This is a genomic window from Bosea sp. BIWAKO-01, assembly GCF_001748145.1.
Classification (GTDB): Bacteria; Pseudomonadota; Alphaproteobacteria; order Rhizobiales; family Beijerinckiaceae; genus Allobosea.
Genome location: NZ_BCQA01000001.1, coordinates 6,794,303 through 6,820,591, shown reverse-complemented (window position 1 = coordinate 6,820,591; position 26,289 = coordinate 6,794,303). Strand labels below are relative to the sequence as shown.

Sequence of the window (26,289 nt, the reverse complement as noted above, 5' to 3'; positions counted from 1 at the left end):
CTGTCAGGTCCCGGGAATGGCCCGGTGCAGGCAATCGCTCGGCGCGGGCGCAGGGTGGCGCCCGGAGTTGTCAGGCCTTCGCTTCGTCGTCGGGGTGGCCCATCTCGCAGAACTTGCCGCCGAGATAGCGGCCCGCCGGAGACTTGGGGTCAAGGGCCGGCGCATTCGCCTCGACCTTGGCGCGAAACGGCTCCGAGCTGTCCTGCGGGTGATAGCCGAGATGGTTGGCGCCGCTGTTGTCGACCGCCTTCACCGTGTTGTCCGAGGTGCCGAAGGAGATGGTGTGGCCGACGAATGGCGCCGTCAGCGAGGCTTCGACGAGGCGCACGCAATCGGCGAAGGAGAGATAGGACCACAGCATCCGCCGGTCGACGGGCTCGGGGAAGGACGAGAAGATGCGCAGGCACGCCGTCTCGATGCCGAACTTGTCCCAATAGAGCCGGCTCAGGCTCTCCACGAAGGTCTTGCCGACGCCGTAGAGGCAGTCCGGCCGAACCGGTGCATCGACCGAAATCTGCGCGCCGATCTCATGGAAGCCGATCGCATGGACCGATGAGGCATAGACGACGCGTTTGATCCCGTGTTTCCGGGCGCCCTCATAGATGTGGTAGGAGGCGCGGATACTGGAATCGAGGATGGTCTGCCAGTCCCGCTCGGTCGGCGCGCCGCCAAAATGGACGATGGCATCGCAGCCCTCGGTCGCTGCGATCGTCGCTTCCATGTCGGCGAGATCGAAGATCGCCTGTTCCTCATGGGCCGCGAGCGGGCCGAGCGGCTCGCGATCGGCGACACGGATCGTCCCGGCGAGATGCGCAAGCCCGGTGCGAAGATGAGAGCCGAGGCGGCCGGCCGCGCCGGTGATCAGGATGCGGTCGTAATGGGGCATGCGGTCCTCGCGTGGTCACAGGCTGACCGCCGCACCAGGCCAGCGCGGCGGCGATGGGGAGAATCGGCGTTCCGGATCTCGTGGCACGGTATCATCCGGGGGAGGGCAGTTCGCCGCGCTTCAGCCCGGCTTCGACCGCCGCGATCTCGGCGTCGCTGACGTCATATGCGGCCTTGGCCATCTCGGCCGAGACATAGCCGAGCGCAAGGTCGCGCAGCACCGCGTCGCGGCTGCGCTCGGCGGCCGGGCCGTAGCCGGCGCCACCGGGAAGCGACAGCATGACTTTGCGGCCCTCGGGAACGGCCTGGCGCCCCTTGCCGGCCATGGCGGTGCCGTCGTCGAGGCGGATTTCGGTCGCGCCGCCATCGGCCCCGCCAAGGCGCCCGCGCGGCGGATGCTTCACGCGGTCGAACATCGCGGACATGTCGAAGACATGGCCCTCGACGGCGCCGACCTCCATGAACTGGCCGAGCCCACCGCGGAAGCGGCCGGCGCCGCCGGAATCGGGCCGCAATTCCTTGCGCCAGATGATGATCGGGCCGGCATGCTCGGTTGCCTCGATCGGCATGGTCATGACGCCTGAGGGGAAGGCGGTGGTGTTCATGCCGTCGAGCGCCGGGCGTGCGCCCGATCCGCCGCAATTGAACATCAAGACCTCGGCGCGTCTCGCTCCGGACAGACGCGCGGCCTCCGAGGCCGGACGCAGCGAGACCTGGAAATTGCAGAGCGGCCCTGCGCCTTCGGCCGGAACGGTCCTGGGCAGGAGCTTGTCGAGCGCATCATAGACCGTGTCGGGGATGAGATGGCCGATGACATGGCGCAGCGCGACGGGGGCGGGATGCAGCGCGTTGACGATGGTGTTCTCCGGAGCCGTGATGCGGAAGGGCTCGAGCGAGGCTGCGTTATTGGGGATTTCGGGCGCGATCGCGCATTTCAGGGCATAGCAGGCATAGGCCTTGGAATAGACCATCGGGCAGTTGATGCCCTTGGGGTCGACGCCCGACGAACCAGCGAAATCGACGCAAACCTCGTCGGCGCCGATCGTGACCTTGACCTTGAGTTCGATCGGCGTGGCGAAGCCGTCGCTGAGCATGGCGCCCTCGGCTGCGCCCGGCTTGAGCGCCGCGATCTTCTCCAGCGTGGCGCGGCGCGAGTTCTCCAGGATGAAGTCGCCGACCTGCTCCAGCCCGTCGAGGGCGAATTCGTCGAGCATGCCGGTCAGTCGGCGATGGCCGACATCGTTGCAGGTCGCCAGCGCGAAGATGTCGCCGACGACCTGGTCGGGCTCGCGGATATTGCCGCGCACCAGCCTGACGAAGGGCTGGTCGACCTTGCCCCGGTCGGCGAATTTCATGATCGGGATATAGAGGCCTTCCTCATAGACGGAGTTGGCGTCCGCGCCGAAGCCGCGCCCGCCGATATCGACGACATGGGCCGTGCAGGCGAAGAAGCCGACATGTCGCCCCTTGTAGAAGGAGGGCGTCACGACAGTGATGTCGTGCAGGTGCCCGGTCCCCATCCAGGGGTCGTTGGTGATGTAGATATCGCCTTCGAGAATGTTCCCGGGCCCGATCTCGCGGATGAAATGCGCCACCGCATCGGCCATCGCGTTGACATGGCCCGGCGTGCCGGTCACGGCCTGGGCCAGCATCAGCCCGGCCCGGTTGTAGACGCCGGCCGAGAGGTCGCCGGCCTCGCGCACCGAGGTCGAGAAGGCCGTGCGGATCAGGGCCTGGGCCTGCTCCTCGACGATCGAGATCAGGCGGTTCCACATCACCTGCAGCGAGACGGTGGAGAGCGTCATCATGTCAGGCCTCGATCATGTCGGCGAGACGGGCTTCCACCGCGTCGGCGCTCTGCTTGAAGACTTCGATGCAACCATCCGAGCGGCAGGTCGCCGCGCAGCCGGAGGGCACGATGATCGTGGTTTCGTCTTCGACGATGGCGCAGGGGCCCGCCACGATCCGGCCGATCGCGATCTCCGCGCGCGCGAACACACCAGCCGTCACCCGAATGCCGAGCGCAGGATCGAAGATCTCGCGCTGCGCGGTCGCCGTCAGCGGCGCCAGGGCGCTGAGCCCTTCGGCCCGCGCGGGCACCGCCTTCGCCGTGCTCGCATTCACGGCCCAGACGGTGATCTCGATGTCGAGGCCCTGCACGGTCCTCGAGAAAAGCTTGGCGTATTCGGCCTCGAACAGCGCGCGATAGGCGTCGATCGTCGGCGGGGCGCGGCTGACATCGATCGGGATCTCCCAGCCCTGGCCGACATAGCGCATATGGACCTTGGTCTCGACGCTGAGCGGCGCCTGCGCGTCGCAGGAGCGGACGAAACTCGTGGCCTCACTTTCGAGTTCCGCGAGCAGGTCGCGCACCAGCGAGGCGTCGAAATCGGCCAGGCGCATATAGACGCTGCGCGTCGCCTCGAAGCTGAAAGGCGCCCGTAGGAAGCCGATGGCCGAGCCGACACCGGCTCCCGGCGGCACCAGCAGGCGCGCGATGCCGAGCTTCTCGCAGAGCCGCCCGGCATGGAGCGGCGCCGCACCGCCGAAGGCGATCATCGTGTAGCCGGAGAGATCCTCGCCATTCTCGACCGCGTGGACGCGGGCGGCATTGGCCATGTTCTCGTCGACGACCTCGACGATGCCGAAAGCGGCCGTCTCGCCGGTCATCCCTAGTCGGTCGCCGATCGCAGCGGTCACGGCTCCGCGCGAGGCGGCGACGTCCAGCACCATGCTGCCGCCGGCGAAATTGGCGGGATCGATCTTGCCGAGCAGGAGGTCTGCATCGGTCACGGCGGGCCTCATGCCGCCGCGGCCATAGCAGGCGGGGCCGGGCTCCGAGCCGGCGCTCTCCGGGCCGACGCGGATCTGGCGCATCGAATCGACCTGGGCGAGCGAGCCGCCGCCGGCGCCGATCTCGACCATGTCGATCACCGGGATCGAGATCGGCATGCCCGAGCCCTTCTTGAAGCGGTAGCTCCGCGCCACCTCGAAGACCCGGCTGGTCTTCGGCGTCTGGTTCTTGATCAGGCAGATCTTGGCAGTCGTCCCGCCCATGTCGAAGGACAGCACCCGGTCGAGGCCGAAGCGTGCGGCGACATCGGCGGCATAGATCGCGCCGCCGGCCGGTCCGGATTCGACGAGGCGAACCGGAAACTCGGCCGCCCCTTCGAGGGACATGATGCCGCCGCCGGAATGCATCAGGAAAATCGGGCAGTCCGCGCCTTCGCCAGCCAGCTTCGCGGCCAGGCTGGCGAGATAGCGCTTCATCATCGGTTTGACATAGGCATTGGCCACCACCGTGTTGAAGCGCTCGTATTCGCGCATCTGCGGCGAGACTTCCGACGAGATCGAGACCGCAAGACCGGGCATCCGCTCCAGCAGCACCTCGCGGACCAGTCGCTCATGGCTGGGGTCGAGATAGGAGTGGATCAGCCCGACCGCGACGCTCTCATAGCCTGCTTCCGAGATCTGCTCGGCCAGAGCCACGACATCCTCGCGCCGGAGCGGGATCAGCGTCTTGCCGCTGGCAGCGACGCGCTCGCGCAGCGTATAGCGCCGGTTGCGCGGCAGCAGGGGCTGGGGCAGCGTCAGATTGAGGTCGTATTGCTCGAACCGGCTTTCTGTCCGCATCTCGATCACGTCGCGAAAACCTTCGGTCGTGATCAGGGCCGTCTTCGCGCCGCGGCGTTCGATCAGGGCGTTGGTCGCAAGCGTCGTGCCGTGGATGATCCGGCCGATCGCGGCAGGCGTCACGCCCGCCTTGGCGCAGACCCGGTGCATCCCCTCGATAATGGCGCGCTCGGGCGCATCATAGGTGGTCAGCACCTTGGCGGAGTAACTTTCGCCCCCGATCTCCAGCACGACATCCGTGAAAGTGCCGCCGATATCGGCGCCCAGATTGCCTTGGGATGATGCCGCACCGCTCATCGAAACCGCCTTTCAGTGCAAGGAGATGCCCGGCGCTGCGGGCAGAGCCGAACCTGCGAAAAGATGGCCGCGATCGATGATCACGTCTAATTATTTGATTGTCTCGTGATGATAGAGAATATTGATCCTGTGGCGCGCTCCGTGGCGGCGCAGACCGGGGTTCTCGATGCAGATCACACTCAAGCAGATCGAAACCTTCGTCCGGCTGGCCTCGCTCAGGAATTTCCGCCGCGTCGCCGAACAGATGAACACGACGCAGCCGAATATCTCGGCGCGGATATCGGCGCTCGAAGCGGTCCTGAACCTGCGCCTGTTCGAACGCGACGCGGGATCGGTGGTGCTGACGGATCAAGGCAAGAGCGTGCTGCCGCTCGCGGCCCGGGCGCTCGAGGCGACCGAGGCGCTGCTTCAGGCGGGGGATGCGGCGAGCCGGCAATCCATCCTGAAGCTCGGCGTGGCGGAAACCGTGGCCCAGACCTGGCTCCATCGCTTCCTGCGCGAGATGGCCGTGCGCTTCCCCGAGGTCGTGGTCGAACTCAGCGTCGACCTGACCTTCAATCTCCAGCGCAACCTCATCGACGGCTCGCTCGACATCGCGTTCCTCAACGGGCCGATCTCGGACCTCTCTGTCACCAATCTGCCGCTGGGGACGGTGGCGCTGCCCTGGGTCGCCGCACCCCGGTTTGCCGCCGCCTTGCCCGATCCGGCCGGGGCCGACGACCTCGCCCGGTTTCCGATCCTGACCCATGCCAAGAACACGCGGCCCTATGCGGAGGTCGTCGACTACTTCAAGCGCAACAGCAGCCGGCTCAGCCGCCCGGTCTCGTCGAGCAATCTGGCGGCCTGCCTGAACATGACGCTGGACGGGCTGGGCATCGCGACCTTGCCGTCGCCGCTGGTCGAGCGCTTCGTCGCATCCGGCGAACTCGTCGCCCTCAACTGCGATTGGGTTCCGACCCCGATGAGTTTCACCGCATCCTATGTGACGATGCCGGCGCGGCCGGTCGTCGAGGCCGCGGCGACACTCGCCGTCGCGGTCGCCGACTGGAAGCCGAACGCGGCCTGACGCTGGCGAGGGCGCAGCTTGGCTATGGTCAGGCGATCAGCGCGTCGCGGAGCAGGCTTGCAGCGAGCGCCAGCATCATCGCGCCGATGCCGAGGTCGAGCACGCGCCAGGAGGCGGGTCGAGACAGGAGCGGGGCGAGGAAGCGCGCGCCGAAGCCGAGCGAAGCGAACCAGGCAAAACTGGCAATCGCCGCGCCGGCCATGAACGGAGGCCGCTCGATCGGCGGAAGGCTCGTCCCGACGGCTCCCATGAGCATGACCGTATCGATATAGACGTGAGGGTTGAGGAAGGTGAAGGCGGCGGTGCCGGCCAGCGCCGTGCCGAGCGTCATGCCCGCCTGTTGCTCGACGATGAGGACGGAAGGGTTTGCGGCCCGCCTGAGCGCGGAAACGCCGTACCAGCTGAGGAAGGCCGCGCCCCCCAGGCTGAGACCAAGCGACAGACCCGGAACCAGAGCAAGCGCGCTGCCGAGGCCGCTGACGCCCGCCACGATCAGTGCGGCGTCGGCCGCAGCACAGAACAGCACGATGGGCCAGACATGCTCCCGTTTGAGCCCCTGGCGCAGCACGAACATGTTCTGGGCGCCAATGGCCATGATCAGGCCGGCCGAAAGGGCAAAGCCCTTGGTGAAGGCGGGCAAAAGGGACGGCATGAGGAAGCTGGTCATGCCGGCCTTGATGTCTGCGACTTTGGATGTAGTCTAGCTAAAGAAGCTAATCATGAATTAGGTAGGCTAATGCTGGACTATGCGTCCCTGGCGGCCGTCGCCGCGGTCGCCCGCGAGGGCAGCTTCGAGAAGGCCGCAATGGCGCTCGGGGTCACGCCATCGGCGGTGTCCCAGCGGGTGAAAGGGCTCGAAGAGCGGCTCGGCGCGATCCTGCTGACGCGCGGCGTTCCCTGTCGCCCGACCGGGATCGGCGCCAAGCTCTGCGCCCATGTCGAGCAGGTTCGGTTGCTCGAAAGCGAAGTCGTCCATGATCTGCCGGGACTGGCGGTTCAGGAGCCAGGCGCGACCACGGTCAGGGTCGCGGTCAATGCCGACAGTGTCAGCACCTGGTTTCCCCGGGCGGCGGCACAGTTCGCGGCCGAGACCGGTGCGATGCTCGACCTCGTCATGGACGATGAGGCCCATACGGCCGAGCGGCTGCGCACGGGAGAGGTCCTGGCGGCTGTGACGGCCGATCCCGCCCCCGTTCCCGGCTGCAAGATCTATCCGCTCGGCGCCATCGACTATGTGGCGACGGCCAGTCCCGGCTTCATCAGCCGGTTCTTCCCCGACGGAGTCGATGCTGCGAGCCTTCAGGGAGCGCCGATGCTGCGCTTCGACCGTCGCGACGAATTGCAGGCGCGCTGGGTGCGGCTGTCCTGGGGGACGCCGGTTTCTCCCCCCGTCCATTGGACACCTTCGACCCAGGGCATGCTGGACATGACGCTGGCCGGGTTGGGCTGGTCGATGACGCCTCTGCTGCTGGCGACGCCGCATCTCGATGCCGGCCGCCTCGTGCAACTGCCGCCGCATCGGCCGATCTCCGTCACGCTGTACTGGCAGCGCACGCGGCTGGCCGCGGGACTGCTCGACCGGCTGACGCATTGCGTCCGCTCGATCAGCGCGGTGGAACTGGCCAGGGCCGGAAACGAAGGACGCGGGCCGGGCAGCGGCCCATCCAGACAGCCCTAAAGCATCGGCCCGAAAAGTGGATCGCGGTTTTCGGTAAAGCCGATGCAAACACGGCATGATGATCCAGCCGGCCGGCGGCGTTCGCGGCCTACCCTGCGATCAGGCCTGAGCGCATCAGCCTTTCATAGGCCGTGATGACATGCTCGGGGACGGGGTTCACGCCGTTCTCGCCATAAGCATAGCGCCGGCTGAGATAGCCGCGCGCACCCATCAGGATATGAACGATGACCTCCAGCTCTTCGTCGCTGTAAGAGGCGCTGCCGGGCTCGAAAACGACGACGGCAACCGGCCTTTCGCCCCAGCGCTCCTACTAGGGGCGCAGTGCGCGCCGATGCGATGCGGGCTGTCCGTCCGGCCGCGGGAGACGTGGCGCTTGGCGAACAGCCGATGCGAAAGGCGGGGAGGCGACACTCCAGAACAGGATTTGAGGGCGCACCAACCCCGCCAGCAGGCCCCTGCCGGGTTCATTCGTTCTGACGATGCCGCCGCCCCCGGGCTCACGCAGAATGCGGCAGAGCTCGGTCAGCAATGGGGGCAATGTTGGAAGCGATCGGGCGCCGACGTTCAGAAGGTTCACCTTCTCATGCCGTGCGGTCCATTCCAGATGATGGGAGGCCGCAGGACGCAACCACCGCCCGAAACGTCATCCTGGACGATGTGACCTGGGCGGGGGCACCGGCGCGCGCCCTCGACAGGGATGGCCCGACGGACCGTCCCTTCGCAGGGATGAGCGACGATTTCTCGGATGTGTCGGCATTCGAGCATCTGGAACGGGTTGTCCAGACGCACGCAGACAAGCTCGCACTCAGTGACGGCACGACATCGCTGACCTTTCAGGAACTGCTGCAGGCGGTCCAGATCCTGGCCGCTGTCATCGCCGAGGCGGTCGTGCCCGGCGAGGCCGTCGGACTGCTTCTCGGCAACGCCCTCTGGTACCCGGTGGCCATGCTGGCCGCCATGCGCTCGGGCAGGCCTGCGGTGCCGCTCAATCCGCGGGACCCGGTGCCGCGCCTGGCGGCCATTGCGGCGGATGCGGGCCTGAAGGCCATCGTGAGGGTCGGCGCTGGCGAACCGCAGGACTGGCCAGATGCGGTGCGGCTGCGATGGATCGACCCGGCAAAATGTCTCGCGGAGGCGCCGCCTGGCAGCGTCGTGCCATCGTCATCCCAGATCTCCGTCGATGCGCCGGCCATCGTTCTCTACACATCGGGCAGCACCGGAACGCCCAAGGGCGTGGTCAACAGCCAGCGCGCGCTCCTCCAGCGCGTGCAGCAATATGTAAATGCCGGCCATATCGGCCCCGATGATGTCTTCATGCCGCTCACCGGGCCTGCGACCATCGCGGGATGCCGTGAAATGATGACCCCGATGCTCTGCGGCGCGACATTGTATCTTCTGGACGTTGAGAGCGCCGGCATTCGCGCCGTTCGCGAGCATTTCCAGAGGTGGCGGGTGACGGTCGCCTATCTCGTGCCGGCCTTGCTGCGCGTCTTGATGAATGGTGCTCAGCCCGACATGTTTGCCTCGCTCCGCGTCGTGCGGGTCGGCGGCGAAAGGGTGCTCTGGGCCGATATCGATCGCCTCCGCGCGGCAGTGCCGGAATCCTGCTTCATCCAGATCAGCTATTTATCGACCGAGAGCACGGGAACACAGTGGTTCCTGCCCAGGGACTATCCGGAACACGGTGCAACGGTTCCGGTCGGTTTCGTCCTGCCCGGCGTCGACTATGCCGTCGTGGATGAGAACGGAGACCCGGTTGCTCCGGGGGAGGAGGGCGAGCTGCTGGTCCGCAGCAGCTACGTCGCCCTTGGATATTGGGAACGCGGGAGAAATCTCCCGCTTCAGGAGAGCCTGCTCGATCCTCAGCTTCGGGTCTTCGCAACGGGTGATCTCGTCACGGTGGACGAAACCGGCTTGATGCGGATCGTTGGACGTAAAGGGCGCCAGATCAAGATCAATGGACGGCGGGTCGAGCCGGCCGAACTCGAACTTGTCCTGCGGCGCGCGCCCGGCATTCGTGACGCCGTCGCGGTCGTGACGGACACGAACGAACTGGTGGCCTTTGTCGTTCCCGAGGAACAGCCAGGCTCCGACCTGATCCCTGAACTGCGCGCACTGATCAGGCGGGCGCTGCCGGCCGCTGTCCATCCGACGCGACTGCATAGTCTTGCCGAATTGCCACGGCTTCGGGGCGGCAAGATCGACAGCATCGGACTGCGGGAGCTGGATCGCGCGCTGCGCCCGCCCAAGGACAACGATGATGTTCGCGATGCCCGACAGATGGGAAACCCTGATGCTGTCGAGGCGGTGGTTGGGAGCCTGTGGGAGCGGATGCTCCAACGCAAGGGAGCGGGAGGCAGCCGCTGGGATGAAGCGGGTGGCGATTCCCTGAAGCTGCTGCAATTCGTCATGGAACTCGAGGAGGCTCTTGGGCGGGAACTCGATCTGGACCTGTTCACCATCGACATGAGTTTTGCCGATATCGTCAGGGCCGCGTCTGGCGACGAGGCCACCAGACATCCGCCTGTCTCCTCCGACACGCGGCCCGTCCTGTTCATCGTGCCGGGATCGATCGGCTACGGCCCAAGCCTTGCTGCCTTCGGGCTGGAGATGGGCAAGGCCGCCCGGGTTGTCGCCGTGCGCTACGAGAACCTGAAAGACCTGCTGGCTGGACAGGGAACGATACCCCGGATGGTGGCTGCCGTCGTCGATCAGATCAAACACGCCCAGCCGGAAGGCAATGTGAAGCTCATCGGGTATTCCCTGGGCGGCGGCGTCGCCTTCGAGGTCGCTTCCGCGCTTGTCGCTGCGGGCCGGTCGGTCACCTTCCTGGGAATCCTCGACACCAATATCGGCCCCGGGCACGACAGCTACGCGGAGACGATTGCCCGCACGGTGCAGCGCGTCCGGGCGCACCGGGTGACCATCGATCGCATGATGTTGCGGGCCGTCGCGAAGATCTTTGCCCGTTTCGGCGCAGAGGCGCGGCTCGCCCGCGGCATCGAGCGGTTGAAATGGGAGATCCTCGCCCGGCCACGCTTCATTCTGCGCCTCGAGCTCGAGGAGGTGCTGCGCATGCGCGCTTTCCACCATTGGCGCGAGAAACCGAAGACCGCGCTACCGATCGCCGCCACCCTGTTTCGATGCTGCCGGCCCGGCGCCCCGTCAGATCTGGGCTGGGGCGAGCTCTTTACCGATCTGAACGTGGTCCCGATCGCCGGCGGGCATCTCGATATGCTGATTGAACCGCACCTCGCCCATAACCGCCCCTTGATCGAGCACGCCTTCCTGGCGAGCGGAGGATAGGGCAACCTCCGGTGGACGTTTCCCTCGGCAACGGCGGCGTTCTCAAGGTATCGGAGCAGGCGAGGCATCCCGGCCTCATGTGGCGCTGGCCGATCGCACCAGCGGGGTTGCCGATCGGCGTGCCGAATGGGCCCAAAAAGCATCGGCGCGAAAAGGGGCGCGCAGCGTGCCGGGCGGCAGCATGTTCATATGCCTGAGCCGTTCGTACCGCTCCCGGGAGACGCAATCCGGGGTCTCCGGGCGGTCGGCATCCATCAGGTGGTGCACGACGAGGTTGTCCGGCGGGCGAGGATGCGACCCAGCACCATCGCAGCCGTGCCGGAGATGACGCCGGTCTCGGCCAGATCGGTGCCGCAGAGCATGAGGCGCAGCCTGATGCCGGGCGCAACGACATCGCTGTTCGGTGCGATGGTCACGAGCCGCTGCGCCTGTGCCGGATCGAAATCCTATACCATGCGAAGATTGCCGACCCCGCGGACCGCTGCGCGCTCATGCTCGACGCTCTGCGGGTTGCCTGACTGAAGCGACCGGGTATTCCAACGAAAGGATCAGACCATGTCACTCAAGGGTATTCTTCCGGGCAAGCTCGGCTTCGGCGCCGCCCCGCTTGGAAACATGTTCCGCGACATTCCCGAGCAGGAGGCGCTCGCGACGGTCGAGGCTGCCTGGAAGGACGGCATCCGCTATTTCGACAACGCTCCCTTTTACGGGGCCGGCCTCGCCGAAATCCGCATGGGCGAGGCGCTCAATGGCCGGCCGCGCGATGAATACGTCATCAGTACCAAGGTCGGCCGCGTCATCCTCGACGAGATCGAGGATGTCAGTGCGCGAGACCTCGGCGAGAAGGGCGAGGTCTTCAAGCACGGCCGCCCCAACAGGATCGTGAACGACTATTCGGAGGCCGCAACATTGCGATCCATCGAGGACAGCCTGAAGCGACTGAAGACCGATCGCATCGAGATCGTCTGGGTCCATGATGTCGCCCAGGATTTCTACGGCGATGAATGGCTCGGCGTGTTCGAGGCGTCGCGCAAGGGCGCCTTCAGGGCCCTCGACCGGCTGCGCGACGAAGGCGTGATCAAGGGCTGGGGCCTCGGTGTCAACCGGGTGGAGCCGATCGAGCTGCTGCTCGGGCTCGACGGTCCGCGCCCAGACGGCTTCCTGCTGGCGGGACGCTACACGCTGCTCGACCATGCGCGCGCCCTCCAGCGCGTGATGCCGCTGGTCACCGAGCGCGGGCTCGGCATCGTCGTCGGCGGCCCCTACAGCTCCGGTGCCCTGGTCGGCGGCCCGAACTTCGAATACGCACCGATGACGACGGAGATCCGCGCCAAGGTCGCGCGCATCAAGGCCATCGCCGATCGCCACGGCGTCAGCATGAAGGCGGCCGGCCTGCAGTTTTCGCTCGCCAATCCCGCCGTCGCTGCGGTGATCCCCGGCGCCAGCCAGCCGAGCCGCATCGCCGAAGACCGGGCTGCGCTGCAGGAGGTGGTGCCTGCCGCGTTCTGGCGGGAGCTGCGGGAGGCCGGGCTGGTCCATCCCGACGCGCCATTGCCCGGCGCGGAGTAACCGGCGGATCACTCGTCATGTGCCTCGCGCTTGAGAAGCGCATGTCGGGCAGCCGACGCCTGCCGTCCCGCCGGGTGAAAAATCTAGAGCATCAGCCCGAAAAGTGGATCGCGGTTCGAAGAAAAATTGATGAAAACACAAAGGGTTAGGTCATCTGATCGGATACGATTTCCTGTCCGATGATCTAGTCCGTGACCTTGATATCCAGTTCGCGGATCAGCCGGCCGAAACGCTCGATGTCCCCGTTGACCAGGCGCGCCATGTCCTGGGGGGAGCCGGGAGCGGGGTCGAGCCCGCTGGCGGCGAGCCTTGTCGCGATATCGGGCGCCATGATCGCGCGCGCGGCGGCCGCATTCAGGCGCTCGACGATCGGCGCTGGAGTCCCGGCGGGGGCAACGAGGCCGAAGAAATTCGGGATCAGCGGATCATCGGAGAGGCCGAGTTCCGTCATCGTCGGCACCTCGCTCATGTCGCGCAGTCGGCGCGCGTTGCCAACGGCGAGCGCCTTCAGCTTTCCGTCCTGCATGAGGGAAATCGCGGCCGGCGGCGTGGAGATGGTCAGCGCGACTTCGCCCGTCGCCACCGCTGTGACGGCCGGCGGCGCACCGCGATAGGGCACATGCACCATCTTGACCCCGAGCCTGCGCGCCAGCGCCTCGATGTTGAGATGGGCCATGCTGCCCTTGCCGAAGCTGGCATAGGGCAGCTCGCGTTGCTTCGCGAGGGCGACGAATTCGGCGAAGCTGGTGACGCCGAGTGCGGGATTGACGACCAGCACATAGGGGCCCGTCGCGACCACCCCGACATGGGCGAAGTCCCGTTTCCCATCGAGTGCCTGCTGCGGCATCAGGATCGGGTTGATGCCAAAGACCTCGCGCGGCGCCATCAGCAGCGTGTAGCCGTCAGGCTCCGCCCGCGCGACGGCGGCTGCCCCGACCATGCCGTTGGCGCCGGGCCGGTTCTCGACGACGACCGGCTGGCCGAATTCGACCCGCAGTTTCTCGGCGACGAGCCGCGCGGCGAGATCGACCGCGCCTCCGGCCGGGTAGGGCACGATCAGCAGGATCTGCCTGGCGGGATAGCCGGTCTGGTTCTGGGCGATCGCCGGCAGGGCGAGGGACCCCGCACCGAGGAGAGCCAGAGCGGCGCGGCGAGACATCGGCTCGGACATGGTGACCTCCCATCCAGTTGTTCGGTGTCGTTGGGTCGGTGCTCAGAATGGCGTGGGCGCGTCGACATGCCGGGTCCATTGCTCCCAGGCGCGGTCCATGGCGAAGGGCGTCAGGTTGAATTCGGCCGCGGAAAACGCTTCAGCGGCCGTCAGTCGGCGAACCGTGCCGAGCTGGGCAGCCTTCAGCTGAACCTCGGCGTTGCGGGCGCCGTAGATCGCCCGAAAGGTCATTTCGCGGAGCGAGCGGCCTGCGACGGTGGCGCCGTGGCCGCGCATCAGCACGGTCCAGTTCGACCCAAGGGCACGCGCAAGCGAATCTCCCTGCGCCTGCGACGAGACGATCAGGTTCGTGTCGCCGAACTCATCCTGGCTGTCCCAGAGCGGCACCGTTGCGCCCATGGTCGCCCCGAGATGGAAGACGGGAACGAGTGCGGCATCGCTCGTGCAGAACGGCATCATCGCCGGGGCATGGTGGTGACAGATGGCCTGCACATCCGGGCGTGCGCGGTAGATCGCGCCATGGATGCTGCGTTCGGCGAAGATGCGGGCCTGCGTCACCGAGACGAGGGCATCCTCGCGGTCGAAGGCGAGCACATCCTCAGGTGTGACCAGCTCGGCCGCACGGGTCCTCGGCATCAGGTAATGGTCCCTGCGATCGGGATGGCGCGCCGAGACATGTCCAAAACTGTCGACGATGCCTTCGCGGGCGAGAATGCGGCTCGCGAGAACGATCTCGGCGATCACTGCATCCCGCTCCGGGGAAAACTGTTGGAGCGGAGCCTCGCTGGTCCCGGCAGGCGCATTCGACAGCATGGGACGCCCTCGATTGAAATGCGCGGATCTGCGCGACTGACGCAGGTTCACTCATTCTGCCGGGCGAAATCCAATGCGAAGCGCTTAGGTCAGCGCTAAGCGTTTTGCTGTGGCTCGACGGCCGGTAGCGGGTGCCCCAACCCGATCACCGCCGCTGACAGCGTCGTCATCGCCGCAGTAACGGCGTCGCGGATGATCGGGAGCGCGGCAAGCTGCCCGGCCTTGCGGGAGCCTGCGAGATAAAGCGTGCGCCTGAGGACCGGTGCGACGATCGGGCGGGCCGACAAGGTCCCGGCCGCGACCTCCGCGAGCACGGTGCCATAGGGCAGGATGCCGGCCGCAGGCCCGCGTGCGACCAGCGTCTTGATGCCGGAAATCGAACGGACCTCATGTGCGAGCCGGAGGACGAGCCCATGTTCGGTGGCGGTCTTCTCGACGAGGGAGCGCACGCCATCGCGCGGCTCCGGCAGGATGAGGGGGTGGGCGAGAGCCTCGGTGAAGCTGATCGGCGCCGTGTCCCGGTCTCCCGTCGCGGTGACGAGAACGAGGTCTTCCTGGTAGAGCGCGCGCCTCCAGCAGCCGGGTGCGTCCGGAACCTCATAGGCCAGGATCAGGTCGAGCTCGGCCCGATGCAGGCTGTCGACCAGAAGATGGCTCATCTCTTCGGTCAGGCTGATGGCGAGGTCAGGCGCGCGCTCCGAGACCCGCAGCAGCAGCTCCGCGCCGATGATCTGCATCAGGCTCGGGGTCAGGCCGAAGCGCACGGCCTCGCGCGCGTCCTCGCGCAGTTCGCGGCGCGTCAGCGCGACGAGGTCGAGGATCTCGACGGCGCGCCGGAACAGCTTCTCGCCGGCGGCCGTCGGGGAGACGCCGCGCGAATGGCGCGTCAGCAGCGTGACGCCAAGCCCTTCCTCGAGCTGCTTGATCTGCATGCCAAGCGCCGGTTGCGCGATCCGCAGCTCATCGGCCGCGCGCGTCATATTGGCGGCCTCAACCACACGGACGAAATAGGTGAGTTGGCGGAGGTTCAACGCCCGCTCCGTGATCGGCTGCTTCGGACGGCGAACCCTGCCACGAAGGCGCTTGCTCTGACGAGTCTGCCGCATTTGCGCGGCGGCCTGGGCGGACCGCAGGAATCTGATCGAGATCAAGGCGGGGAGGGCCTGCCTGCGGCATCAACTCGGCATGAGCTTGCTGGCCTTCATCGCGGTCTGTGCCTCGCTTCTGGCGACGCCGGGACCGACCAATACGCTTCTCGCGACCTCGGGCGCGGAGATCGGCTGGCGCCGGTCCGCCGCTCTGCTTGCAGCCGAACTCCTCGGCTATCTCCTGGCGATCGCCATCCTGCGCCTGGCCCTGGGACCGTTCATCGCATCCCTGCCGATCGTCGCAACGGCGCTCCAGGCTGTCGTTGCGCTCTATCTGGTCTACCTCGCGACGGCGCTCTGGCAGCGCAGCAGCCTGCCTCTCGCTCAGGGCCGTTCGATCACCTTCGTCCGCGTGTTCCTGACGACACTGCTCAATCCGAAGGGGCTCATCTTCGCCTTCACCCTTCTGCCCGCCGCCCCTGCAGGGTTCTCGGCGCTGCTGCCGTGGCTCGCCGTGCTGTCGGCGGAGATCGTCGCGATCGGCTTCGGCTGGGTGCTGCTCGGCAGCACGTTGCAGCGCAGTCTGCAGGACCCGGCCAAGGCCAGGATCGGCTATCGCGCCAGCGCGGCCGTGCTTGGTCTGCTGGCAAGCATGATGGCCGCGCGGACCCTGGTTTCGCTTTGACGGGGGGCTTCTGCGAAAGCCGGCGGCGTGCGCGCTTGGCCCCTGCATTCAGCTCAAGGCAGGTTCCGGCAACCCGTAAGCCCAGGCATCGTCGAAAGCGGCGAGGGCCTCCTCATGGGCAAGGGCTCGCTTCCTTGCAGAAACGGCAATCTCGACCATGGAATCGATGTGGTTCTCTGCGTGATCGGCCATCACCTGCATGCGCCAGCGGCAGGCATTGCGCGCAACCGCCGGATACTCGACCAGATTGACGATTCCGCCTTCCTCGGCCGCGTATCTCGTCATCAGCCGCGAGACCGAGGCATTCCCGAGAATGACGGGCACGATCGCGCTCGGCTGACCCAGGACCAGGAAGTCCTCGGCGGCGAGCCTGTCGCGGAGCAGAGCGACATTGGACAAGAGGCGAGCCCGCCGCTCGCCGCCTTCGGGGCTGTCGATGATCGAGAGCGCGGCGTCGATGACGGCCGCCTGGATCGGTGTCATCGCATTGGTGAAGGTCGACGGCCCGCAACTCGACCGTAGCGCGAACTTCAGGCTTTCCTCGTTGCAGGCGATAAACCCGCCCGGGGAGGCGAATGTTTTGGAGAATGACCCATCAGGATGTCGACCTTGCCGACCATGTCCTGGGCCTGGAAGACACCGCGCCCGCGCTCGCCGAGGGCGCCGAGATCATGCGCGCAATCGACGAGCAATGTCGCTCCATAATCCCGGCAAAGGGCCTGGAGCGCGGCGATGTCGGGCGTATCGCTGTCCATCGAGAACAAGGTCTCGGTGACGACCAGAATGCCGGCCCTCGGATCGTTTTCGCGAATCCGCTTCAGGCGTTTCCCTACGGCCGCGGTCGATAGATGAGCGAAACGGCTGACATTCGCGGTTGCGGCCCTTGCTCCCTCCTGCAGGCAGGCATGGGCGAGGATATCGATGACGACATGATCCGTCTCGCGAACGAGCGTTTTGATGACGCCGTAGCCCGCGGCCCAGCCGATGGGAAAGAGGGTACAGAACTTGTAGCCAAGGTGGCTGGCAATACGCGCTTCCAGTGCGACCGAGAGCGACGTGTTCCCCATGAGGGCTGCGGATCCGGCGCTGTGAACTCCAAACCGCTCGATCGCTTGGTTTGCCGCTTGGACGATCGCCGGATGGCATGCGAGGGACAGATAGTCCTGGCTTGCGAAATTGACCCCGGCGATCGGCGTTCCGTCGCGGAGAAGGCCTTCCACATTCGGACCGACCGGCCCTGTCACCACCTTCTGATAGGGGTCCAGGCCGACGCCTCCGCGCTCCACGAACCACTGGCCTACGGCTTTCCAGCGAGAAACGAGATCGCATTGATTGGCATCGAAGTGGTCAGCGATCGAGGAGAACCGCACCTCGTCGAAATGTACTCGGGCATTCGAAATCCAGCGAAACGGTTTGACTTTGGTCGCACCAGTCTCGGCAAGGGCCGCCGAAATACATCACCCGCCTGGGGGATGTCCGGCGGGTTTTTTGCCAGTCATTGCAAGAGCCTGTGGGGCTAGGCTGCGCTTACGTGAATTCGCGGACGCAGCCGGCAGGCACGAAGCGGCTGCGCTGCCTGAGATGCTGCCGGCAGGAAACCGGCGGCTGCCCGCCCCTCAGGCGTTGGCGATCCAGCCGCGCCAGGTGAAGGCCGCATAGAACAGGCTGACATTGGCGAAGCCGCCGGCCCGAAGGATCGCCTCGTCCTGCTCGGGGCTGAAGCTTTGCAGGCTGGCCGCGACGGCCGCGCGGGCGCGCTGCACCTGCTCGGGATCTGCGCCGGACGCGATCGGGTAGGCGGCGTAGCGATCGAGCCAGGTATCGCGTTCGTCGGCGCCCTGGGGAAAGCTCGCATGCGCGGCAACGAAGGGCGCGCCGGGACGAAGCCGGGCGTGGATCTCGCGCACCGTCCGCTCGCGTTCGACTGCTGCAAGGAAATGCAGCGTCAGCAGGCAGGTCGCCGCGTCAAAGGGCCCGGCCGGCGCATCGTCGATATAGCCCTCGACCAGCGTCACCCTGTCCATCAGCGGCCCCAGCGTGCGTTCGGCGAGGCGCAGCATCTCGGCTGCCGGATCGACCCCGACGAAGCTCCAGCCCGGATGTGTCTCTGCAAGCGCTCGGATCTCGCTGCCACCGCCGGCCCCAAGCACCAGCACCTTCGCATCGTCAGGCGCGCTTTCTGCCAGCAGCAGGCCAGTCATCCGGTGCAGCGCGTCCAGGCCGGGCACGAAGCGCCGCGGCCCCTCCGCATAGCGCGCGACCGCTTCGGGATCGGAGAAATTCTTGAGGAAGGGCTCTTCGCGAGCCGCAAGTTCAGTCGACACAGCTGGAGTCTCCGGGCTGGAGCGGCGCGCGTTGCGCCAGGCGTTCACGGAAATTCGCGCTCAAGGCTGCGAGCGTCACGGTCTCGAACGAGGCCAGCAACAGCGCCTGCGCCTCGCGCAGGCTGCCATCGAGCGCCGCATTGACCGCCTGCTCGACGGCGCAGGCCGGCGCCTCGCTGCGGTTGCCGATGGCGAAGAGGGCGGGCGAGCCGATGCCGTCATAGATGTCGCGCAAGGTGATCTCGGCGAGCTCGCGGGCGATCGTCCAGCCGCCGCCATGCCCCTTCTCGGAGCGGACATAGCCCTGGTCGCGCAAGCCTGACATGATCCGGCGAATCACGACGGGATTGGTCCGCATCATCCGCGCTAGCGCCTCCGAGGTCACCGGGCTGTTCTGCTCCGCCATGTGCAGCAGCACGTGCAGCACCCCGGACAAACGACTGTCGCGATTCATGTAACTTCATATGTTGCGTGACTGGGGCGGCGTCAAGAGCCTCCGCTCGGACAGGGCAGGGGCGCGGCCCCGACGACCGTCAGGACGTGCCGTCGCCGGGGACAGAGCGGCGACCGACCGCTGCGGGGAAACGAGAAGCTCTGCGGCGTCAACTGCGGCATCGTGGCCGGCTATGGCGCTGGCCCGGCGCAGCAGAAGGTCGTAAGGCAGTCGGGCCGCTCGCTCCTGACCTGCTTGGTCAGACCTGCGGCATCCAAGGTCGAGCTCCCCGCGTGAGCTCCCGACGGGAGACGGCTCCGCAGTGATGCGGGGCCGTTTTCGTTTCCGCCGGGCGCGCTCGCATGGCACCCCGGCGGCGCTCCTGGTCTGCCGGAATCAACCCCGGGAACCCTCAGCCGCGCCGTGCCGCCTCGATCGCGGCGACGTCGATCTTCTTCATGGTCATCATCGCGGTAAAGGCGCGCTTCGCTTCCTCGCCGCCGGCCGCCATCGCCTCGGTCAGCACGCGCGGCGTGATCTGCCAGGAGATGCCCCATTTGTCCCGGCACCAGCCGCAGGCGCTTTCCTGCCCGCCATTGCCGATGATCGCCTTCCAGTAGCGGTCCGTCTCCTGCTGGTCGTCGGTGGCGATCTGGAACGAGAAGGCTTCGTTATGCTTGAACGCCGGGCCGCCATTCAGGCCGAGGCAGGGGATGCCGGCGACGGTGAAGTCGACCGTCAGCACGTCGCCCGCCTTGCCGGAGGGGAAATCAGTCGGGGCGTGGTGGACGGCACCCACTGCGCTGTCCGGAAAGGTCTCGGCATAGAAGCGGGCGGCCGCTTCGGCGTCCTTGTCGTACCAGAGGCAGATCGTGTTCTTGGCGATCGTCACGGCTTGTCCTTTCGCTGTTCACGGCCAATTCCGGCCTGGTTTCCACGAAGACGCAGGCGGTTCACGGTTCGTCAAAAATCCCCCACGACCTTGGAATGCGCTGGCCCCATCGTGGTTCCGCCAGCAGGGCAGGAAAGGCTATGGCGGCATCAGGCCGCCTTAGGCCGTCAGCCCGACAGCGCATTCTTGTAGATCTTGCCGTCCTTCATGATCACGACGAAAGACCGGTGCGGATCAGCGACGAGATTGATGTTCTCGAGCGGATTGCCGTCGACAAGCAGCAGATCGGCCAGTGCGTTGGGCGCAACCACGCCGAGTTTTCCCGGATAGGGATTGCGCAGGCCGGACAATTCCAGCAGCCGGGCATTCGTGCCGGTCGCCGTGGCCAGGGTTTCTGCGGGGGTGAACCAGCGCGTCCACTTGGCGAGAAGTTCGCCATGCCGCTTCGCGAGCTGTGGCGAAAACAGGATGTCGGTCCCGAAGGCGAGCTTGAGCTTGTATCGTTTCGCCAGCTCGAAGGTCTTTTCCGTGCCGGCGAATACGGCATAGGCCTTGGCCCGCTCGCCCGAGCCCGGCGGAAAGACCTCCGCCATCTCGTCCGGAAAAGCCTGCGTGCTCAGCCAGATGTCCTTTTCCGCGATCAGCCGCGCCGTCGCTTCGTCCATCAGGTGCCCGTGCTCGATGCATTTCACCCCGACGGAGATCGCGCGGGTGATCGCCGCCGGCGTGTAGGCGTGCACAGTGACATAGGTCCCCCAGTTCTCGGCGGCCTCCACGGCGGCGCGGAGTTCGTCTGCGGTGAAGGTCGAGACATCGAGCGGGCTGAACGGCGAGGCGACGCCGCCGCCTGCCGTCAGCTTGATCTGGGAGGCGCCCTGCATCAGCTGCTCCCGGACGCGCATGCGCACCTCGTCGGGGCTGTCGGCGACCATGCTGCCGCCGACCTGCTCCATCCGCGACAGTGAGCCCGGCGCCCGCGGCAGGTCGGTCAGCTGGCGGAAATCCCCGTGCCCGCTGGTCACCGTGATGACTGCGCCTGAGGGATAGATGCGGGGCCCGGGCAGCACGCCGCCATCGATGGCCTGCTTGAGGCCGAAGGACGGGCCGCCCATGTCGCGGACCGTGGTGAAGCCGCGCATCAGGGTCTCGGTCGCCTCGGCGCCGGCCGTCAGATAATTGAAGCCGAGATTGCCGAAGAGCGATTGCGACGGCGTCGAGCGCACCAGCATCGCGTGCCAGTGCATGTCGGTCAGCCCCGGCATCAGCGTTCGCCCGCCGCCCGCGATGACCACGGTGCCGGGCTCCGCAGTGAGCGGCGCCGCCGAGATGCGCTCGATCAGATTGCCGCGGACGAGCACCTGCGACGGTGCCGAGAGCCCGCTGCCCGTCCCGTCGAAGATGCGGACGTCCTGGAACAGCGTCGTGCCGGTGCCTGTCGGGGAGCCGACCTGCGCGCGCAGCGGAGATGCCAGGCAAGAGGCCAGAGCCGGAAGAGAGGCGACAAAGCGCCGTCGGGTCAAAAGTGCCACGCTGCAACCTCCCGAAGCCAGATGGGGGAACGCCATGCAAGCAGGCTTAAAGGCGTATCCCAGGAGAGCCCGGATGCATACTGCCAGGTGGCGCGCGCCCATCATGACGCTCCGGTCATCAGCCAGGGGCAGGCTGTGCGCAGCGACAGGGCGGGGCGTGAAGACACGTTCGTGACGGCCACGGCCGCGCTCATCCTGCGGTCCGCCTCCTGCAATCGGTCTTTCCTCCCATCTGATTGGCGCGCCAATCGACAATGCCAGCGGCCCCGCGCAAAATCCGGCGATGATCTTCTTCGAGTCGATCCTGGCCATCATGCTGGGGGCGGTCCTGCTCTCTGCGGGCGCGCGGCGCATCGGCGTGCCCTATCCGGTCGTGCTCGCGGTCGCCGGCACGGCGCTCGCCTTCATTCCGAATGCGCCGGAACTCGCGCTCGATCCCGAGCTGGTGCTGGCCCTGTTCGTCGCGCCGATCCTGCTCGATGCCGCCTTCGATACCTCGCCGCGCGACCTGCGCCGGAACTGGCTCTCCGTCGGCAGCCTCGTCGTCGTCGCGGTCGGGGTGACGACGGTCGCGGTCGCCGCGGTTGCCCGCTGGCTGGTGCCGGATCTGCCTTGGGCTGCCGCCGTGGCGCTCGGCGCGATCGTCGCGCCGCCCGACGCGGTCGCAGCGACCGCCGTTTTGCGCCGCCTGCGCCCGCCGCATCGGCTCCTCGTCATCCTGGAGGGCGAAAGCCTCCTCAACGACGCGACCGCGCTGCTGATCTATCGCCTCGCTGTGGGCGCAGCCGTCGCCGGCGGCTTCTCGCCAACCTCGGCGCTGCCGACCTTCGGCCTCGTCGTCATCGGCAGCATCGCCCTCGGCGCATTTCTCGGCTGGGCGCTGGTCCGGTTCCTCAGTGCGTTCAAGGATCCGCCAAGCGCCATCATCCTGCAGTTCATCACGACATTCGGAGTCTGGATCCTGGCGGAGCGGCTGCATCTGTCGGGCATCATCACCATCGTCGTCTATGCCATGGTGATTGCGCGCACCGCACCCGCCCGCACCAGCGCGAGCCTTCGCATCCCGTCCTATGCGGTCTGGGAGACGACCGTCTTCGTGCTCCAGACCCTGGCTTTCGTGCTGATCGGCCTGCAATTGCGGCCGATCCTCGCCAATCTCAGCCCGCGTGAGATCGGCGCCTTTCCCGTCGTCGCGTTGGCCGTCCTGGCGACCGTCATCATCGTGCGCCTGAGCTGGGTCATGACCTATCAGGCGATCGCGAAACTGACGCGCCGGGCCACGGAGAGCGTCAAGACCGAGGGCGCCAGGACCGAGGGCGCCAAGACTGACGGCGCGAAGGACGGGACGCGTCCGGCGTCAACGGCGGGTTCCGACGGCCTGATCATCGCCTGGTGCGGCATGCGCGGCATCGTCACGCTCGCGGCCGCCTATGCCCTGCCGGGCGGTTTTCCCCACCGCGACCTGATCCTGCTCTGCGCCTTCACCGTCGTGGTCGGGACGCTCTTGATCCAGGGGCTGACGCTGCCGCTGCTGCTGCGCCGGCTGTCTCCGCGGGACGACCGCCCGGTCGAGCGCGAATTCCGCATGGCGCGAAAACTCGCCCTCAAGGCAGCCATCGCAACGATCGGCGATGCGCCGTCGGAGGCCGCGCTGGCGGTGCGCCGCGAATATGACGACATGCTCGCGCAGACGCGCGACAGCGACGAGTTCGATACCACGCAGAACCAGCTCAGGCGCGATGCACTCGCCGCGGCGCGCGACAAGGCGCTTGAACTGCGAGGCGACGGCACGATCGGCGACGATGCCTTTCATCGGCTCGAGGAAGAGCTCGACTGGCTGGAACTGGGCGCAGCAGCAAGGACGGTCGAATGAGCGCGGAAGTCGATGTCGTCGTGGTCGGCGCGGGCGCTGCCGGGATCGCGGCAGCGCGACGGCTTGGCGAAGCCGGCCTGTCGCTCATCGTCATCGAGGCCGGCGACAGGGTCGGTGGCCGCGCCTGGACCATCCGCCATGGCGGTTTGCCGATCGATCTCGGCTGCGGCTGGCTGCACTCCGCCGACCGGAACCCCTGGACCGCGCTGGCGCCCGACCTCGGCTTCAGCATCGACAGGACGCTGCCGCCCTGGGGGCGCCAGTTCAGGAATCTGGGCTTCCCCGCCGCCGATCAGATGGCGGCCCGCGCCGCCTTCGCCAGCTTCGAGCAGCGCCTGCGCCAGGCTCCGGCCGGCACTGACCGGGCCGCCGACCTGCTGGAGGAGGGGGGCACCTGGAATCCCTATCTCGAGGCGGTCAGCAGCTATATCAACGGAACCGACCTTGAGACGCTCTCGATCCGCGACTATCTCGCCTTCGCCGACGCCGATACGGGCCTGAACTGGCGCGTCATCGAGGGCTATGGCGCGCTCATCGCCAGGGCGGCATCCGGGCTGCCGATCTCGCTCGGCATGCCCGTGACGGCAATCCAGGCCGACCAATCCCAACTCGCCATCGTCACGGGCTCCGGCACGATCAGGGCAGGGGCGGCGATCGTCACGGTCTCGACCGATGTCCTGGCTTCAGGCGCCATCAAATTGCCGACGGCGCTTGCCGACCGGATCGAGGCGGCCTCGCGCCTGCCGCTCGGCCTCGCCGACAAGGTCTCTTTCGCGCTCGACCGCCCGGACGATCTGGAACCGGACACGCAGGTGCTGGGAAATCCGCGTGAAGCGAAGACCGGCAGCTACCATTTGCGCCCGTTCGGCCGCCCCTTGATCGAGGGCTTCATCTGTGGCGCCGCGGCGCGCGAACTCGAATGCCGCGAGGACATGGTCGCCTTCGCCCAAGACGAGCTTGCCGGCCTGTTCGGTGCCGGCATCCGCCGCCGGCTGAAGCCGGTGGCGCAGACGCGCTGGGCGAAATCGCCCTTCATCAGGGGCTCCTACAGCCACGCGCTTCCAGGCTGCGCCGCGGCGCGCTCGGTCCTCGCAACGCCATGGGACGAGCGCATCTTCTTCGCGGGCGAGGCCTGTTCGACGGATGATTTCTCGACCGCGCATGGGGCGTATCAGACGGGCCTCGATATGGCGGAGGCTGTTTTGAGCAGCCATCGTTCCGGGCGGCGCGATGGTTGAACCCAGCCCAACCCAGGAAGACGTTGACAGTTCGTGGAGCTGAGATGGCCGGTGATCGGCGACCACATCCGTCCATCCCGTCCAGATCGGGGCAAGCTCCCGGTAGCTTCTGGCGCGAGCCCGACGCGTGCAGCGGCACGGGCGAGATCTGCAAGCCGCCCAGCCATGACGGCGCGGCGGTCGGCGCCGCGCGTTGACATTCATTGCAGGCCGATATTCTCTTATAAGGCATAGTATTACATAATAAAAGAATGTGAGGGATCATGAAACGCCTGCTCGGATGCCTTCTCGCCTGCAGCCTGCTCACCGGACCGTCGCTCGCCCTCGCACAAGAGACGGGCGGCATTGCCACGGTGGCGACCGTCGGCGAGCCGCCGACCATGGACCCGATGGTGTCGACCGCCGATCTCGTCGGCACGATCACCCAGCATGTCTTCGAGACGCTCTACACATTCGACAAGAACTGGAAGGTGACACCGCTGCTCGCGGACGCGCTGCCCGCGATCAGCGACGACGGCAAGCGCTACACCATCGCGCTGCGGCCGGGCGTCACATTCCATGATGGCTCCGCGCTGACGGCCGAGGATGCGGTCACCTCGCTGCAGCGCTGGATGAAGCTCGCCTCGCGCGGAAAGCAGGCGGCGGGCTTCATCGAGAGCGTCGAAGCCGCCGGCCCGGCTTCGCTGGTGATCACGCTGAAACAGCCCTACGCACCGCTGACCTCGCTGCTCGCCTTCAACAACTCGGCCGCGATCATCATCCCGGCGAAAAAGCAGAGCGACCCGATGAAGGAGTTCATCGGGACGGGCCCCTATATGCTGAAGGAGCGCAAGGCCGATCAGTACATCCAGCTCGTCCGCTTCGCCGGTTACAAGCCGCGCGACGGCCAGGGCGACGGCTATGGCGGCGCGCGGCGCGCCCTGCTGGACGAGGTCCGCTTCGTGCCGGTCCCGGATCCGAACACCCGTGTCGAGTCGGCCGTTTCCGGCCAATACGCCTATGTCGATTCCATTCCGGTGGAATCCATCGACCGGTTGAAGGGGGCGGCCTCGCAGCCCGTCCTGCTGAAACCCTTCGGCTATCCCGTCTTCATCTTCAACACCGCCGAGGGCGCGGCGAAGAACCTCGCGGTCCGCAAGGCGATCCGTACGGCGCTGAACATGGAGGACATGCTGGCCGCGGCGTTCGGCAGCAAGGAGTTCTACGCGCTCGACGGCAACATCTATCCGCCGGGCTATGTCTGGCACACCGATGCCGGCGTCGCCGGGAACTACAATATCGGCGATGCCGAAAAGGCGAAGGCCGCCGCCAAGGCGGCCGGGTACAAGGGCGAGCCGATCCGCATCCTGACCAGCCGCCAGTACGAGTTCCACTACAAGATGGCGCAGGTCGCGGCCGAGTATCTGAAGCTCGCCGGCTTCACCATCGACATGCAGGTCGTCGACTGGGCGACCCTGACCCAGCGGCGGACCGACAAGGCCCTATGGGAGATCTACATCACCCACAGCCCCTTCCTGCCGGAGCCGGCGCTGATCGGTTCGCTGTCGACCAGCTCGCCCGGCTGGTGGGACACGCCTGCCCGCAAGGCCGCCGTCGACGCCTTCACCTCCGAAGCCGACCCGGCGAAGCGCGCCGTGCTGTGGGCGAATGTGCAGAAGACGATCTATGACGAGGTGCCCTTCATCAAGATCGGTGACTTCAACGCGCTCTCCGCGAAATCCGCGAAGCTCGACGGGGTCGTGCCGGCGCCCTGGCCCTATTTCTGGAACGTCACCCTGAAGAAGTGATCCCCCAGTGCCGACCGGTCGT

The 26,289-nt window shown here is 66.8% G+C and carries 23 protein-coding genes and 1 pseudogene; 9 read left to right on the top strand and 15 right to left on the bottom strand.

From position 1 onward, the window contains the following. Positions 1-70: 70 nt before the first annotated feature. The 3 genes from BIWAKO_RS31690 to BIWAKO_RS31680 all read right to left on the bottom strand — a co-directional run bounded on the left by BIWAKO_RS31690 (position 71) and on the right by BIWAKO_RS31680 (position 4,815). Positions 71-886, bottom strand: a complete 816-nt coding sequence (locus tag BIWAKO_RS31690; protein WP_069882020.1) for an NAD-dependent epimerase/dehydratase family protein — start codon at positions 884-886, stop codon at positions 71-73. Positions 887-977: 91 nt separating this feature from the next. Continuing rightward, positions 978-2,693 (bottom strand): hydantoinase B/oxoprolinase family protein, encoded by a 1,716-nt coding sequence (locus tag BIWAKO_RS31685; protein ID WP_201788674.1) that lies wholly within the window; start codon positions 2,691-2,693, stop codon positions 978-980. Position 2,694: 1 nt separating this feature from the next. Beyond that, positions 2,695-4,815, bottom strand: coding sequence for a hydantoinase/oxoprolinase family protein (locus BIWAKO_RS31680; protein WP_069882019.1), 2,121 nt, complete (start codon positions 4,813-4,815; stop codon positions 2,695-2,697). 166 nt (positions 4,816-4,981) lie between these two features. On the opposite strand from BIWAKO_RS31680, the gene BIWAKO_RS31675 reads away from it, so the two are divergent. Next, positions 4,982-5,881 (top strand): LysR family transcriptional regulator, encoded by a 900-nt coding sequence (locus BIWAKO_RS31675; protein ID WP_084652095.1) that lies wholly within the window; start codon positions 4,982-4,984, stop codon positions 5,879-5,881. A 28-nt stretch (positions 5,882-5,909) separates the two neighbouring features. On the opposite strand, the gene BIWAKO_RS31670 is transcribed toward BIWAKO_RS31675, so the two are convergent. Further along, positions 5,910-6,548, bottom strand: a complete 639-nt coding sequence (locus BIWAKO_RS31670) for a LysE/ArgO family amino acid transporter (protein WP_244523608.1) — start codon at positions 6,546-6,548, stop codon at positions 5,910-5,912. A 69-nt stretch (positions 6,549-6,617) separates the two neighbouring features. Between BIWAKO_RS31670 and BIWAKO_RS31665 the strand changes: the two genes are divergently transcribed. Next, the gene (locus BIWAKO_RS31665; protein ID WP_069882018.1) at positions 6,618-7,559 is read left to right on the top strand and encodes a LysR family transcriptional regulator ArgP; all 942 of its coding nucleotides are present in this window, start codon (positions 6,618-6,620) and stop codon (positions 7,557-7,559) included. Positions 7,560-7,647: 88 nt separating this feature from the next. Here BIWAKO_RS31665 and BIWAKO_RS37225 read toward each other — a convergent pair whose 3' ends face one another. Continuing rightward, positions 7,648-7,770, bottom strand: coding sequence for a hypothetical protein (locus BIWAKO_RS37225; protein WP_274533607.1), 123 nt, complete (start codon positions 7,768-7,770; stop codon positions 7,648-7,650). A gap of 515 nt (positions 7,771-8,285) precedes the next feature. On the opposite strand from BIWAKO_RS37225, the gene BIWAKO_RS31655 reads away from it, so the two are divergent. Then, complete coding sequence (locus BIWAKO_RS31655; RefSeq protein ID WP_069882016.1) at positions 8,286-10,865, top strand: AMP-binding protein; 2,580 nt, start codon at positions 8,286-8,288, stop codon at positions 10,863-10,865. A gap of 159 nt (positions 10,866-11,024) precedes the next feature. Here BIWAKO_RS31655 and BIWAKO_RS36950 read toward each other — a convergent pair. Then, a pseudogene (locus BIWAKO_RS36950) lies at positions 11,025-11,308 on the bottom strand (type 2 periplasmic-binding domain-containing protein); the annotation flags it as partial. Positions 11,309-11,420: 112 nt separating this feature from the next. Between BIWAKO_RS36950 and BIWAKO_RS31650 the strand changes: the two are divergent. Next, positions 11,421-12,434 carry an aldo/keto reductase gene (locus tag BIWAKO_RS31650; protein ID WP_069882015.1) on the top strand — a complete coding sequence of 338 codons (1,014 nt, stop codon included), beginning with the start codon at positions 11,421-11,423 and terminating at the stop codon, positions 12,432-12,434. A 184-nt stretch (positions 12,435-12,618) separates the two neighbouring features. Here BIWAKO_RS31650 and BIWAKO_RS31645 read toward each other — a convergent pair whose 3' ends face one another. The 3 genes from BIWAKO_RS31645 to BIWAKO_RS31635 form a co-directional block, all read right to left on the bottom strand. After that, the gene (locus tag BIWAKO_RS31645; RefSeq protein ID WP_069882014.1) at positions 12,619-13,605 is read right to left on the bottom strand and encodes a Bug family tripartite tricarboxylate transporter substrate binding protein; all 987 of its coding nucleotides are present in this window, start codon (positions 13,603-13,605) and stop codon (positions 12,619-12,621) included. Positions 13,606-13,647: 42 nt separating this feature from the next. Continuing rightward, positions 13,648-14,418, bottom strand: a complete 771-nt coding sequence (locus BIWAKO_RS31640) for a class II aldolase/adducin family protein (RefSeq protein WP_084652093.1) — start codon at positions 14,416-14,418, stop codon at positions 13,648-13,650. Positions 14,419-14,513: 95 nt separating this feature from the next. Next, a complete protein-coding gene (locus BIWAKO_RS31635) occupies positions 14,514-15,449 on the bottom strand; it encodes a LysR family transcriptional regulator (RefSeq protein ID WP_176733449.1) in 936 nt (311 codons plus the stop codon). Between the two features lie 154 nt (positions 15,450-15,603). Between BIWAKO_RS31635 and BIWAKO_RS31630 the strand changes: the two genes are divergently transcribed. Next, the gene (locus tag BIWAKO_RS31630; protein WP_069882012.1) at positions 15,604-16,191 is read left to right on the top strand and encodes a LysE family translocator; all 588 of its coding nucleotides are present in this window, start codon (positions 15,604-15,606) and stop codon (positions 16,189-16,191) included. 48 nt (positions 16,192-16,239) lie between these two features. Here BIWAKO_RS31630 and BIWAKO_RS37220 read toward each other — a convergent pair whose 3' ends face one another. Continuing rightward, complete coding sequence (locus BIWAKO_RS37220) at positions 16,240-16,725, bottom strand: aminotransferase class I/II-fold pyridoxal phosphate-dependent enzyme (RefSeq protein WP_274533623.1); 486 nt, start codon at positions 16,723-16,725, stop codon at positions 16,240-16,242. Then, positions 16,722-17,324 carry an aminotransferase class I/II-fold pyridoxal phosphate-dependent enzyme gene (locus BIWAKO_RS37215; RefSeq protein WP_274533622.1) on the bottom strand — a complete coding sequence of 201 codons (603 nt, stop codon included), beginning with the start codon at positions 17,322-17,324 and terminating at the stop codon, positions 16,722-16,724. Before BIWAKO_RS37215 ends, BIWAKO_RS37220 begins: the two co-directional genes overlap by 4 nt. On the opposite strand from BIWAKO_RS37215, the gene BIWAKO_RS36940 reads away from it, so the two are divergent. Next, the gene (locus BIWAKO_RS36940) at positions 17,280-17,711 is read left to right on the top strand and encodes a hypothetical protein (RefSeq protein ID WP_244523705.1); all 432 of its coding nucleotides are present in this window, start codon (positions 17,280-17,282) and stop codon (positions 17,709-17,711) included. The two genes, BIWAKO_RS37215 and BIWAKO_RS36940, sit on opposite strands and share 45 nt — an antisense overlap. A 96-nt stretch (positions 17,712-17,807) precedes the next feature. On the opposite strand, the gene BIWAKO_RS31615 is transcribed toward BIWAKO_RS36940, so the two are convergent. The 4 genes from BIWAKO_RS31615 to BIWAKO_RS31600 form a co-directional block, all read right to left on the bottom strand. Then, a complete protein-coding gene (locus tag BIWAKO_RS31615) occupies positions 17,808-18,515 on the bottom strand; it encodes a class I SAM-dependent methyltransferase (RefSeq protein WP_069882009.1) in 708 nt (235 codons plus the stop codon). Then, on the bottom strand, positions 18,505-18,969 hold the full coding sequence (locus BIWAKO_RS31610; RefSeq protein ID WP_069882008.1) for an Rrf2 family transcriptional regulator: 465 nt from the start codon (positions 18,967-18,969) through the stop codon (positions 18,505-18,507). Before BIWAKO_RS31610 ends, BIWAKO_RS31615 begins: the two co-directional genes overlap by 11 nt. A 391-nt stretch (positions 18,970-19,360) precedes the next feature. Continuing rightward, the gene (locus BIWAKO_RS31605) at positions 19,361-19,834 is read right to left on the bottom strand and encodes a VOC family protein (protein ID WP_141740429.1); all 474 of its coding nucleotides are present in this window, start codon (positions 19,832-19,834) and stop codon (positions 19,361-19,363) included. A 173-nt stretch (positions 19,835-20,007) separates the two neighbouring features. After that, positions 20,008-21,405: a metal-dependent hydrolase family protein gene (locus BIWAKO_RS31600; RefSeq protein WP_084652088.1), complete on the bottom strand. Its 1,398-nt coding sequence runs from the start codon at positions 21,403-21,405 to the stop codon at positions 20,008-20,010. A gap of 247 nt (positions 21,406-21,652) precedes the next feature. On the opposite strand from BIWAKO_RS31600, the gene BIWAKO_RS31595 reads away from it, so the two are divergent. The 3 genes from BIWAKO_RS31595 (at position 21,653) to BIWAKO_RS31585 (ending at position 26,267) form a co-directional block, all read left to right on the top strand. Then, positions 21,653-23,242 (top strand): cation:proton antiporter, encoded by a 1,590-nt coding sequence (locus BIWAKO_RS31595; protein ID WP_069882006.1) that lies wholly within the window; start codon positions 21,653-21,655, stop codon positions 23,240-23,242. Next, entirely contained in the window at positions 23,239-24,480 is a 1,242-nt protein-coding gene (locus tag BIWAKO_RS31590) for a flavin monoamine oxidase family protein (RefSeq protein WP_069882005.1), read from the top strand. Before BIWAKO_RS31595 ends, BIWAKO_RS31590 begins: the two co-directional genes overlap by 4 nt. Positions 24,481-24,743: 263 nt before the next feature. Continuing rightward, positions 24,744-26,267: an ABC transporter substrate-binding protein gene (locus BIWAKO_RS31585; protein WP_069882004.1), complete on the top strand. Its 1,524-nt coding sequence runs from the start codon at positions 24,744-24,746 to the stop codon at positions 26,265-26,267. Positions 26,268-26,289 lie beyond the last annotated feature (22 nt).

Coding starts and splice junctions, on each gene's coding strand:
- BIWAKO_RS31690 (WP_069882020.1), bottom strand. CDS start 886: ATGCCCCATTACGACCGCATCCTGATCACCGGCGCGGCCGGCCGCCTC.
- BIWAKO_RS31685 (WP_201788674.1), bottom strand. CDS start 2,693: ATGATGACGCTCTCCACCGTCTCGCTGCAGGTGATGTGGAACCGCCTG.
- BIWAKO_RS31680 (WP_069882019.1), bottom strand. CDS start 4,815: ATGAGCGGTGCGGCATCATCCCAAGGCAATCTGGGCGCCGATATCGGC.
- BIWAKO_RS31675 (WP_084652095.1), top strand. CDS start 4,982: ATGCAGATCACACTCAAGCAGATCGAAACCTTCGTCCGGCTGGCCTCG.
- BIWAKO_RS31670 (WP_244523608.1), bottom strand. CDS start 6,548: ATGACCAGCTTCCTCATGCCGTCCCTTTTGCCCGCCTTCACCAAGGGC.
- BIWAKO_RS31665 (WP_069882018.1), top strand. CDS start 6,618: ATGCTGGACTATGCGTCCCTGGCGGCCGTCGCCGCGGTCGCCCGCGAG.
- BIWAKO_RS37225 (WP_274533607.1), bottom strand. CDS start 7,770: ATGGGTGCGCGCGGCTATCTCAGCCGGCGCTATGCTTATGGCGAGAAC.
- BIWAKO_RS31655 (WP_069882016.1), top strand. CDS start 8,286: ATGAGCGACGATTTCTCGGATGTGTCGGCATTCGAGCATCTGGAACGG.
- BIWAKO_RS31650 (WP_069882015.1), top strand. CDS start 11,421: ATGTCACTCAAGGGTATTCTTCCGGGCAAGCTCGGCTTCGGCGCCGCC.
- BIWAKO_RS31645 (WP_069882014.1), bottom strand. CDS start 13,605: ATGTCCGAGCCGATGTCTCGCCGCGCCGCTCTGGCTCTCCTCGGTGCG.
- BIWAKO_RS31640 (WP_084652093.1), bottom strand. CDS start 14,418: ATGCTGTCGAATGCGCCTGCCGGGACCAGCGAGGCTCCGCTCCAACAG.
- BIWAKO_RS31630 (WP_069882012.1), top strand. CDS start 15,604: ATGAGCTTGCTGGCCTTCATCGCGGTCTGTGCCTCGCTTCTGGCGACG.
- BIWAKO_RS31610 (WP_069882008.1), bottom strand. CDS start 18,969: ATGAATCGCGACAGTCGTTTGTCCGGGGTGCTGCACGTGCTGCTGCAC.
- BIWAKO_RS31600 (WP_084652088.1), bottom strand. CDS start 21,405: ATGGCGTTCCCCCATCTGGCTTCGGGAGGTTGCAGCGTGGCACTTTTG.
- BIWAKO_RS31595 (WP_069882006.1), top strand. CDS start 21,653: ATGATCTTCTTCGAGTCGATCCTGGCCATCATGCTGGGGGCGGTCCTG.
- BIWAKO_RS31590 (WP_069882005.1), top strand. CDS start 23,239: ATGAGCGCGGAAGTCGATGTCGTCGTGGTCGGCGCGGGCGCTGCCGGG.
- BIWAKO_RS31585 (WP_069882004.1), top strand. CDS start 24,744: ATGAAACGCCTGCTCGGATGCCTTCTCGCCTGCAGCCTGCTCACCGGA.